We start from the raw sequence: 9228 nt of genomic DNA, 5'->3' as shown, positions 1-9228 counted from the left end.
CAATGAGATCCCGTGGGCGGCGCCCCACACCACAGACACCCCGGGGGGGCGCTGGTGCGCCCCCTAAACCCCCCGGGGGGCGGGGCGACACACCCCCCCCCCCCGAGGCGAATGTTTCAGTGCCCGAACGGAATCGGGCCCACGATCACCAGCCGCGCTCGGCGAGGCGGTGCGGCTGCGGGATGTCTTCGACGTTGATGCCGACCATGGCCTCGCCCAGGCCACGCGAGACCTTGGCGAGCACGTCCGGGTCGTCGTAGAAGGTGGTGGCCTTCACGATGGCGGCGGCGCGCTGCTCGGGGTTGCCGGACTTGAAGATGCCCGAGCCGACGAACACGCCTTCGGCGCCGAGCTGCATCATCATGGCGGCGTCGGCCGGGGTGGCGATGCCACCGGCGGTGAACATGACGACCGGCAGCTTGCCGGTCTGGGCGACCTCGCGGACCAGCTCGTACGGGGCCTGCAGTTCCTTCGCGGCCACGAAGAGCTCGTCTTCGGACAGCGAGGTCAGGCGACGGATCTCGCCGCGGATGGTGCGCATGTGGGTGGTCGCGTTGGACACGTCGCCGGTGCCTGCCTCGCCCTTGGAGCGGATCATGGCCGCGCCCTCGGTGATGCGACGCAGCGCCTCACCCAGGTTGGTGGCGCCACAGACGAAGGGGATGGTGAAGTTCCACTTGTCGATGTGGTTGGCGTAGTCGGCGGGGGTGAGTACCTCGGACTCGTCGATGTAGTCCACGCCGAGGCTCTGCAGGATCTGCGCCTCGACGAAGTGGCCGATGCGGGCCTTGGCCATCACGGGGATGGAGACCGCGGAGATGATGCCGTCGATCATGTCCGGGTCGCTCATCCGGGACACGCCGCCCTGGGCGCGAATGTCGGCGGGCACGCGCTCGAGCGCCATCACGGCCACGGCGCCTGCGTCTTCGGCGATCTTGGCCTGCTCGGCGTTGACCACATCCATGATCACGCCACCCTTGAGCATCTCGGCCATGCCGCGCTTCACGCGGGCGGTGCCGACGGTGTTGGTGGTCTCAGGCGTAGTCACGAATGTCTCCTGTGTCATGGGCGCCAATCAAGTCGCTCGGGGGTGGTGTCACCGTCGATTCTAGAACTGCCCGAATTCGGCCTTCATAGCCAGTTGAGCACCACTGGCCTTGTCACGACCAGCGGCGATGCGTCCATCGCCCACCGCTGGCCTCCTCCGATGGACTGTCACTCACCGTGCCCCGGCTCCGGCCGCGTGGGCTACCGGGCCGGTCGAACAGCACGATCACCGCCGCGACGGCCGCCGCACCGGCCGCGCACCACAGCGCCGCGACCGGGGTGTGCGCACGATCGACGGCCAGGCCGGCGGCGACCGGACCGAGCACCGCGCCGATATTGAGCGCGGTGGTGGCCAACGCCCCGGCCAGACGCGGCGCGGCGGGCGCGGCGGTCCGCACGATCGTCGCGATCAACGCGGATCCGACGCCGAACGCGGCCGCGCCCGTGAGCAATGTCATGACCGTGACCCCGGCCATCGTGTGCGCGGTCATCGCGGCCAGCGCCCACACGCCGACCAGTCCAGCCGTCCCCACGGTGATGATGGCGCGACCGTGGCGGTCGCTGTAGCGACCGGTGAGCGCCACGCCGACGAAGGAGCCGAGCCCGAACAACGCCAGCACCAGCGGGACCCAGACCCCGGTTGTGCCCGCGATCGCGGCGGCGATGGTGCCGAGGTAGGTGAACGCGGCGAACGTCGCGGCATTGACCAGCACCCCGACGACCACGGCCGACCGCACCTCGCGCACGCCGAGCACCGCCCACTCGGACCGCATCGACCGATCCGATGCTCCCACCCCCGCACCGTCGCGCGGCACCATCGACGCCACCGGGACGAGGACCACCGCGCTCACCACGGCGACGGCCCAGAAGGCCGATCGCCAACCCCACAGCTGCCCGAGCAGAGTCCCCGCCGGCACACCCGCGATGCAGGCCACCGTCACCCCGGACACGATGACCGAGGTCGCCCGCCCGACCAGCGCGGGCCCGACCAGACGCGGCAACGCGGCCAGCGCGATCGCCAGGAAGCCGGCATTGGCGACCGCGGCGACCGCCCGGGTAGCCACCAGCACCGCGAAATCCGTGGTGACGGCGCCGACGATATGGGTGACGCAGAAGAGCGCGAGAAACGTTGTCGCCGAACGCCGTAGCGGCCACCGGCCCGCGGTGGCCGCCATCGTCGGCGCCCCCAGCACCATGCCGACCGCGTACACCGAGGTCAGCAACCCCACCGTGCCGAGCGAGACGCCGAAGTCGGTGGCGGTCCGCGCCAGCAACCCCGACATCATGAATTCCGATGTGCCCTGCGCGAAGACCGCGGCAGCCAGCACGAAAACCCCGATGGGCATGTTCGATCAACTCTCCGGATACCGGGACACCACGCGTCGCGCGCGGTGTCCGAGATGGTGCGGCACCGGGCGAATCATGGCCCGGCCGCGAGGAATCGACGATCATCCGGCGTTGCGAACGACACATCGCACCGGTCCGCGGACCGATGGATGGTGGAACGACAACGCCGCCCGACCCGCAGGCCGGACGGCTACCTTCTGGACGCCTCCGGAGAATTCACGCGCTCACCGTAACAACGGCAGGGCGGAGAACGCACGCGGTTATCCGCGGTGCGCCTCAGCGGATCGAGCGCACCACGTGCTTGGTGTCGTCGGCGGCCGCGGTCACGGCCTCGGTGAGCAGTTCGTCGAGGTGATAGGGGTAGACGGCCTCGCCCGCGTCGTCGAGTGCGCGGATGTCGTCGGCGGAGCACCAGCGGTGGTCGGTGATCGTGCGGCGTTCCAGGGCGTTGAGGTCGGCGGGGCGCCATTCGAAACCCGGCGAGCGCAGGGTGAAGAACAGTTCTTCGGAGCGGATGAGTTCGCCGTTGAACGGGAACACCGCGACGCGACGCCACAGCGGACCGCGCAGCGACGCGGGATCAACGCGCTGACCGGTCTCCTCGTAGATCTCGCGGACCGCGGCGTCGCGCAGGTTCTCCCCCGGTTCGACGCCGCCGCCGACGGTGAACCAGAAGGCGACCTCGGGGATCATCGGGTCGTGGCCGCGCAGCAGCAGCACCCGGTTCTGCTCGTCGAGCAGCAGCACCCGCGCGGACGTGCGGGTGATGTGCACGACCAGGCCGGTGGCGGCGGCGGGTGTCGCGCGTTCGGTGATCTCGAAATAGTGCGGCAGCGGTGCGGTGCCGCCCAGGTGCAGGATGCGCACGGGTCTGCGGGTCCGCAGGGCCAGGGTGTCGCGCACGGCGTCGTTGTGGAAGCGGCGCGCGATCAGCACGCGCGCCTCGGCATCGGCGAGTTCGGCCACCAGCTGGGGTCGCAGGTGGTCGATGTCGACCAGGGACAGCGCGGCGGAGAGCTGGTTCTCGATGGTTTCCCGGTCACCGCGGTCGGCGCGTTCGGCACGATCGGCCAGCGCGGCGAGCTGCGTGGCCCGTTCGGCCCTGCGGGCATCGGCGCTCACCGGGCCGGCCTCCGACATGGCCACCGCGCGCGCGACCACGGCGCGACGGGCGAGTGCGGCATCGAGTGCCTGCCAGGATTGATCGGAGCGCACGTGCAGCCTGTCCAGGCGGTTCGCGGTGGAGTAGGCCCACACGCCCAGGGCGAGGACGAGCAGGGCGACCAGCCCGAGTACGAGGACGGTGGTCGCGGAGAAGGTGATCATCCGGCGGCCCGCACCCGGTTGTCGCCGACGGTGACGGTCTCGTACACCCGCAGGATCTGTTCGGCAACGACCGGCCAGTCGTAGCCCGCGACCACCTGGGTGGCGGTGCTGACCAGGCGTTCGCGCGTCTTGTCGTCGGTGAGGAGGGTGTCGATGGCGGTGGCCAGCGCGCCGGAGTCACCGATCGGGGTGAGCAGACCCGCTGTCCCGTCGCGCAGCACGCGCCGGAAGGCGTCGAGCTCGCTGGCGACCACCGGGGTGCCCGCGGCCATCGCCTCGATCAGGATGATGCCGAAACTCTCGCCGCCCAGATTCGGCGCGACGTACACATCGGCGCTGCGCAGCGCGGCTGCCTTCTCGGCGTCGGAGACCTGTCCGAGGAACCGCAGATGCCCCGCGTGCTCGCCTGCCTCGCGGCGCAGCCGCTCCTCGTCACCGCGCCCGACGATGAGGATCTCCACATCGGGATGGTGTTCGATGAGCGCGGGCAGCGCGCCGAGCAGCACGTCCATACCCTTGCGTGGTTCGTCGTAGCGGCCGAGGAACAGCACCGTGCGGCCCGCGCGCGGATATCCGTCGAGCGGCGCACCGCGCGCGAACGCGGACACATCGACACCGTTGGGGATCTCCACCGCGTCGGATCCCAGCGCCTCGACCTGCCAGCGCCTTGCCAGCTCGGACACGGCGATCCGCCCGCTGATCTTCTCGTGATACGGGCGGAGCACACCCTGAAAAGTGCTGAGCACCAACGACTTCGTGGTCGAGGTGTGGAAGGTCGCCACGATCGGCCCCTCGGCGATCTTGAGCGCCAGCATCGACAGGCTCGGGGCGTTGGGTTCGTGGATGTGCAGCACGTCGAAGTCGTTGCTGTCGATCCAGCGGCGGATCCTGGTGTAGGCCATGGGGCCGAACGACAATCGCGCCACCGACCCGTTGTAGGGAATCGCGACCGCGCGGCCCGCCGAGACGACGAACTCGGGCAGCGGTGTGTCGTCGGAGGCCGGGGCGAGCACGCTCACCTTGTGCCCGCGTTCGATGAACACCCGGGCGAGCTCGACCACATGCGCCTGCACGCCGCCGGGGACGTCGAACGAATACGGGCAGATCATCCCGATCTTCACCGCAGGCCCCCTGTGTCCTGCATCCGCGACAGGCGTTCAGGCGACAGGTCGCCCTCCCAGAGCGGTTGCAGCATGTGCCAATCGGCCGGATGCTCGGCGATATTGGCGGCGAACCGGTCGGCGAGAGCCTGCGTCGCGGCCGCCACCCCACCGGAAACATCCAGTGCCGGTTCGGCTTTCAGGCCCCAATTCTCGGTGCCGTCGTCGTCGACGGTGAACCAGCCGTGCACGGGAACCAGTGCGGCACCGGTCTCGATGGCCAGTTTCGCGGCGCCGCCGGGCATCCAGGTGCGCTCACCGAAGAAATCGACCGGCACGCCCTTGCCGGTGAGGTCGCGTTCGCCCATCAGGCACACGATCCGGTTCTGACGGAGTCGTTCGGCGAGTGCGGCGAACGGCGGCTGCTCGCCACCGGTCAGCGGGAACACCTCGAAACCGAGGCTCTCGCGGTAGGCGACGAACCGCTCGAACAGCGACTCGGGCTTCAGCCGTTCGGCCACGGTGGTGAAGTTGTCGTAGTGCTGCACCAGCCAGACACCGGCCATATCCCAGTTGCCCGAGTGCGGGAGCACCAGAATGAGGCCGCGGCCTGCTTCCAGCGCGGCGTCGACATTCTCCAGACCGTCGACGTAGTAGTCGATCGCGCTGTGGTCCATCGACGGCAGCCGGAACGCTTCACGCCAGTAGCGGGCGTAGGAGCGCATGCTCGCCCGCATCAGCTCGTCGGGTACCTGGTCGGCGGGCACGCCGAGGACCCGGGCGAGGTTACGGCGCAACTGTTGCGGTCCGCCGGCCTTCACCGCGCGATCGGCGCCGAGGTCGAAGACCTTGCGCACCAACCCTTCCGGCGCCGAACGCACGAGACCCCAGCCTGCGGCGTAGCCCCAGTCGCTCAACCGATCTTTGAGGCTCACTGGGCCGATCCCTCCGCCGCGTCCGGCTGCGGCGCCGGTGGAATGACCACCCTGGCACCCGGCGAATTGCGCACCGCGAGCACCCGCTGGAACACCGTCACGATGCTCAGCACCGCCAGCACCCACATCGCCACGTACACGGCCCAGGTCAGCCAGTCGATGCCCCAGTGCCCGCCGATGCCGGTGAGCCCGGCGCCGACCAGCACGATGACCAGGCGGTCCGGGCGTTCGATGAGTCCACCGTCGGCGGACAGGCCACTGGCCTCGGCACGCGCCTTGGCGTAGGAGATCACCTGCGAGGTGACCAGGACGATCAAGGTGAGCGCGAACAGTTGCTTGCTGTGCTCGTGGTAGACCGCCCACCAAGCGAGTCCGCCGAAGATCGCGCCGTCGGCCACCCGGTCACAGGTGGCGTCGAGGACCGCGCCGTACTTCGTGCCGCCGCCGCGGGCGCGCGCCATCGCCCCGTCGAGCATGTCGAACATGACGAACAGCCAGATCACCATCGTTCCCCAGAACAGGTGTCCGGAGGGGAACAGTGTCACCGCGGCGGCGATCGTCGCCGTGGTGCCGATCAGTGTCATCGCGTCCGGGGTGAGCCCGGTCCCGACGAGCGCTTTGCCCAGCGGCGCAGTCGCTTTCGCAAACGTCTGGCGGCCGAAGAAGCTGAGCACGGTCTTATTCCTCCCACGCCTCCGCCAGCAGCTGCCGCGTTTCGCGCAACAACTGAGGCATCACCTTCACCCCGCCGACCACGGTGATGAAGTTCGCATCCCCGCCCCAGCGCGGAACGATGTGCTGGTGCAGGTGGTCAGCGAGCGAACCACCGGCCACACCACCGAGATTGAGACCCACGTTGAATCCGGCAGGCCGCGAGACCTGCTTCATCACGCGAATGGCCCGCTGGGTGAAGGCCATCAGTTCCGCGCTCTCGGCGGCCGTGAGGTCCTCCAGGTCGGCCACCCGGCGGTAAGGCACCACCATCATGTGCCCTGGGTTGTACGGGTACAAGTTGAGCACGGCGTAGACATGCTCGCCGCGCGCGATGATCAGGCCGTCTTCGTCCGACATCTTCGGGATATCGGTGAACGGGTGCCCGGTCGCGTCCTTGGGCTTGATCTCACCGGTGATGTAGGACATCCGGTACGGCGTCCACAGCCGCTGGAGGCGGTCGGGCTGGCCCGCCCCGGCGTCGACGATCGAGCCGGCGTCGGGGGCGAGGTTCTCGCTCATGATCCAACCGCCGCGGAGACGACCTCGAACCCAGCGGCTGTGGGTGAGGCGTTCTCGCGGTGGGCGACCCAGGTGGTGATCGTGGCGACCGCATCGGCGACGGGCACACCGTTGACCTGGGTGCCGTCGCGGAACCGGAAGCTCACCGCGCCCGCTTCCACGTCGCGTGCGCCCGCCAGCAGCATGAACGGCACCTTCTGCGCGGTCTGGTTGAAGATCTTCTTCTGCATCCGGTCGTCGCTGCGGTCCACCTGGGCACGCACGCCGGCATCGCGCAACTGCTCGATCACCGAATCCAGGTGCGGGACGAAGTTTTCCGCCACCGGGATGCCGACGACCTGCACCGGCGCGAGCCAGGCGGGGAACGCACCGGCGTAGTGCTCGGTGAGCACGCCGAAGAAGCGTTCGATCGAGCCGAACAGGGCGCGGTGGATCATCACCGGACGCTGCTTGGTGCCGTCGGAGGCGGTGTATTCGAGGTCGAAGCGCTCGGGCAGGTTGAAGTCGAGCTGCACGGTCGACATCTGCCAGGTGCGGCCGAGCGCGTCCTTGACCTGCACGGAGATCTTCGGGCCGTAGAACGCGGCGCCGCCGGGGTCGGGCACCAGATCCAGGCCGGAAGCCTCGGCGACCTTCTCGAGGGTTTCGGTGGCCTCGGCCCAGAGCTCGTCCGAACCCACGTACTTCTTCGGATCCTTGGTAGACAGCTCGAGGTAGAAGTCGTCGAGGCCGTAGTCCTTCAGCAGGCCGAGGACGAACTGGAGGGTGCTGGTGAGCTCGGCGTGCATCTGCTCTTTGGTGCAGTAGATGTGCGCGTCGTCCTGGGTCATGCCGCGCACCCGGGTCAGGCCGTGGACCACGCCGGACTTCTCGTAGCGGTACACCGAACCGAACTCGAACATCCGCAGCGGCAGCTCACGGTAGGAGCGGCCGCGCGCACGGAAGATCAGGTTGTGCATCGGGCAGTTCATCGGCTTGACGTAGTAGTCCTGGCCGGGCTTGCGCACGGTGCCGTCTTCGTTGAGCTCGGCGTCGAGGTGCATCGCGGGGAACATGCCGTCGCGGTACCAGTCCAGGTGACCGGAGGTCTCGAACAGCGCGCCCTTGGTGATGTGCGGGGTGTTGACGAACTCGTAGCCCGCGTCGATGTGGCGCTGACGCGAGTACTCCTCCATCTCCTTGCGGATGATGCCGCCCTTGGGGTGGAACACCGGCAGACCCGAACCGAGCTCGTCGGGGAAGGAGAACAGGTCGAGCTCGAGGCCCAGCTTGCGGTGGTCGCGGCGCTCGGCCTCGGCCAGCAGGTCCAGGTAGGCGTCCATCGCCTCGGTGGATTCCCACGCGGTGCCGTACACGCGCTGCAGGTCCTCGCGGTCCTGGTCACCACGCCAGTAGGCGGCCGAGGAGCGGGTCAGCTTGAACGCGGGGATGAACTTGGTGGTGGGAATGTGCGGGCCGCGGCACAGGTCGCCCCACAGTTTTTCGCCGGTGCGAGGGTCGAGGTTGTCGTAGATGGTCAGCTCGTTGCCGCCGACCTCCATGATCTCGGGATCCGCAGCGAGGTTGGCGCCGGACTTGTCGCTGATCAGCTCCAGCTTGAAGGGCTCGTTCGCCAACTCGACGCGGGCGTCGTCCACCTCGACGACGCGACGCGAAAAGCGTTGCGCGCCTTTGATGATCTTCTTCATCCGCGATTCCAGCTTGGCCAGATCCTCGGGGGTGAACGGCTTGTCGACCTGGAAGTCGTAGTAGAAGCCGTCCTTGATCGGCGGGCCGATCCCGAGTTTCGCGTCGGGGAACTCCTGCTGGACCGCCTGGGCGAGCACGTGCGCGGCCGAGTGCCGGATCACGCTGCGCCCGTCCTCACTGTTCGCGGGAACGGGCTCGACGTCGGCGTCCTCGTCCGGGATCCAGGACAGATCCTTGAGTGCGCCCTCGATATCACGCACGACGACGACCGTGTCCGGCCCCTTCGTGGGCAAGCCCGCTTCCCGTACCGCTGCGCCCGCGGTAGTCCCGGCCGGCACCCGAACGAGAGCGACGGGACTGATGGGTGCAGAGGTGGTCACGGGAATGTTCTCCTTGACGTCGATACCGGGTCCGTCCGGCGGCTCGCGCAGGGGCACCGGCGCGCCGCACCATGCTATCGGCAGCGCCGATGGGCCGTGTCGATGGACCTATGACCGCGTGTTACCGACACGCAGCCGTCTGGCGGCGGCGTCGAGCGACCGGTCGCCGAT

General features: G+C 68.8%; 8 protein-coding genes. All 8 read right to left on the bottom strand.

All coding sequences use genetic code 11. The features are described from left to right. Positions 1-145: 145 nt before the first annotated feature. The 8 genes from pdxS to thrS all read right to left on the bottom strand — a co-directional run bounded on the left by pdxS (position 146) and on the right by thrS (position 9057). The gene (gene pdxS, locus ACFWPX_RS28645) at positions 146-1066 is read right to left on the bottom strand and encodes a pyridoxal 5'-phosphate synthase lyase subunit PdxS (protein ID WP_378914592.1); all 921 of its coding nucleotides are present in this window, start codon (positions 1064-1066) and stop codon (positions 146-148) included. A 94-nt stretch (positions 1067-1160) separates the two neighbouring features. After that, a complete protein-coding gene (locus ACFWPX_RS28640) occupies positions 1161-2393 on the bottom strand; it encodes a Cmx/CmrA family chloramphenicol efflux MFS transporter (RefSeq protein ID WP_378930636.1) in 1233 nt (410 codons plus the stop codon). A 277-nt stretch (positions 2394-2670) separates the two neighbouring features. Further along, positions 2671-3717, bottom strand: a complete 1047-nt coding sequence (locus tag ACFWPX_RS28635) for an NUDIX domain-containing protein (RefSeq protein ID WP_378930716.1) — start codon at positions 3715-3717, stop codon at positions 2671-2673. Beyond that, positions 3717-4841, bottom strand: coding sequence for a glycosyltransferase family 4 protein (locus ACFWPX_RS28630; protein WP_378914594.1), 1125 nt, complete (start codon positions 4839-4841; stop codon positions 3717-3719). Before ACFWPX_RS28630 ends, ACFWPX_RS28635 begins: the two co-directional genes overlap by 1 nt. After that, a complete protein-coding gene (locus ACFWPX_RS28625) occupies positions 4838-5755 on the bottom strand; it encodes a phosphatidylinositol mannoside acyltransferase (RefSeq protein WP_378930633.1) in 918 nt (305 codons plus the stop codon). The genes ACFWPX_RS28630 and ACFWPX_RS28625 overlap by 4 nt, the downstream gene beginning before the upstream one ends. Then, positions 5752-6429, bottom strand: a complete 678-nt coding sequence (pgsA, locus tag ACFWPX_RS28620; protein WP_378930631.1) for a phosphatidylinositol phosphate synthase — start codon at positions 6427-6429, stop codon at positions 5752-5754. Before pgsA ends, ACFWPX_RS28625 begins: the two co-directional genes overlap by 4 nt. Positions 6430-6433: 4 nt before the next feature. Continuing rightward, entirely contained in the window at positions 6434-6988 is a 555-nt protein-coding gene (locus ACFWPX_RS28615) for an HIT family protein (protein WP_378914597.1), read from the bottom strand. After that, a complete protein-coding gene (gene thrS, locus ACFWPX_RS28610) occupies positions 6985-9057 on the bottom strand; it encodes a threonine--tRNA ligase (protein ID WP_378930629.1) in 2073 nt (690 codons plus the stop codon). Before thrS ends, ACFWPX_RS28615 begins: the two co-directional genes overlap by 4 nt. Between the last annotated feature and the right edge of the window lie 171 nt (positions 9058-9228).

The sequence above is a fragment of the Nocardia sp. NPDC058518 genome (assembly GCF_042719655.1).
Taxonomy (GTDB): Bacteria; Actinomycetota; Actinomycetes; order Mycobacteriales; family Mycobacteriaceae; genus Nocardia.
The sequence above is the reverse complement of the archived record's forward strand: the minus strand, read 5'-3'. Positions and strand labels throughout refer to the sequence as shown.